The following is a 2,062-nucleotide window of genomic DNA, read 5'->3' as shown; positions in this document are numbered from 1 at the left end:
GGCCTATAAAGCACGACATCAAGGGGATAGTGTTAAATTAGAAATACTTCCAGTCCAATATGCAGATTATTCACTATGGCAACAACAGCTACTAGGTGATGAAACGACACCAGATAGTCTTATTTCAACACAATTAGATTTTTGGAAAGAGGAACTAAAAGGTTTACCAGATCAAATGGAGTTACCTGCAGATTACCAGCGCCCAATTGAAACTAGTTATCGCGGGGAAACAATTTATTTTCATATAGATGAAGGTATGCATAGTAGGTTAGTAGAGCTCGCTCGTAAAAATGGAGTTAGTTTGTTTATGGTGTTGCAAGCAGGACTAAGTGCGCTATTTACAAGATTAGGTGCTGGTACTGATATACCAATAGGTAGTCCGATTGCTGGAAGAAACGACGATGCACTCTCGGGTATAGTCGGTTTATTTGTAAATACATTAGTGTTACGTACGGATACATCGGGAGATCCAATCTTTAAAGAGTTATTGAATAGAGTGAAGCAGGCAAATCTAGCAGCTTATGAAAATCAAGATGTTCCATTTGAACGACTCGTTGAAGTGTTAAACCCAGTACGTACTCGAAATAGTCACCCGCTGTTTCAAGTTATGTTAGCTTTTCAAAATACGCCAGAAGCAACGTTTGATGTTCCAGATTTAGAAGCGAGCCTTGAAATTCAAAGTGTTGGCTCTGCAAAATTTGATTTAACATTTGAAATTAGCGAGAGTAACGGAGTTGATGGTACTCCAAACGGCTTACACGGATTGTTAGAGTTTAGTACCGATTTATATAAACGTGAAACGGTTCAAAAACTAATAGAACGATTCATTCTGTTATTAGATGATGCGGCAAGACATCCGGATCAATCAATTGGTAGATTAGAAATATTAACTTTAGCAGAGCGAAATACAGTTTTAGAAAAGTGGAATGGTGGTTTTCAAATTGTACCTGAAATGACATTGCCACAATTATTTGAAAAGCAGGCTTATGTAAGTCCAAATTCTATTGCTGTCGTCTTTGAAGATGAAAAGCTAACTTATGAAGAGCTAAATAGAAAAGCGAATAGAATAGCTCGTTTGTTAATAGCGAAAGGAATCGGTCCTGATCAACTCGTTGCTTTAGCGATGCCGAGATCTTTAAATATGGTTGTAAGCTTACTTGCTGTTCTTAAAGCTGGTGCGGGATACCTTCCGTTAGATCCGGATTATCCGTCAGATCGTATCTCATTTATGCTACACGATGCGAAACCATCATGTGTTTTAACAAATTCAGATGTGGAAATTGAATGTGATGAGGCACTAAAGATTTTAGTTGATGATGTGAACATAATAGAAGAAATTGAGAAATATAGTGAAGACAATATTGATGAAATGGAGCGCATTAAGCCGTTATATCCTTCACATATTGCTTACGTTATTTATACGTCAGGCTCAACAGGTAGACCGAAAGGCGTTATGATACCTCATCAAAATGTAGTAAGACTTTTAGGAGCAACTGATCATTGGTTCCAATTTGACGCAGACGATGTGTGGACGATGTTCCATTCATACGCTTTTGATTTCTCAGTTTGGGAAATTTGGGGACCTTTATTATATGGAGGGCGTCTAGTCGTAGTACCACATACTGTAAGTCGCTCACCGAAAGAATTTTTACAACTGCTTGTTCAGGAAAAGGTGACTGTTTTAAACCAAACTCCATCAGCGTTCTATCAACTGATGCAAGCAGATCGTGAAAATGAAGAGATTGATCAAAAATTATCTTTACGATATGTTGTTTTTGGTGGAGAAGCACTTGAACTAACTCGATTAGAAGATTGGTATAGTCGTCATCCTCATAACTCACCGAAGCTGATTAATATGTACGGTATTACGGAGACGACGGTACATGTTAGTTATATTGAATTAGATGAAAGTATCGTATCTTTACGGGCAAATAGTTTAATCGGGTGCAGTATACCGGATCTTAAAGTATACGTATTAGATAACTATTTACAACCGATGCCACCTGGAGTAGTTGGAGAAATGTATGTTGCAGGTGCAGGGCTCGCTCGTGGATATTTAGGA

Annotated in this window: 1 protein-coding gene; it reads left to right on the top strand. The window is 38.1% G+C overall.

Annotated features, from left to right (window positions below; translation table 11 throughout):
- The coding region (locus AC1DTM_RS23930) for a non-ribosomal peptide synthetase (protein ID WP_477001052.1) at positions 1-2,062 on the top strand (2,062 nt) is incomplete at both ends.

The sequence above is a fragment of the Bacillus sp. P4_D3 genome, from assembly GCF_056401855.1.
Note: the sequence above shows the minus strand (reverse complement) of the source record. Positions and strands in the feature narration are given on the sequence as shown.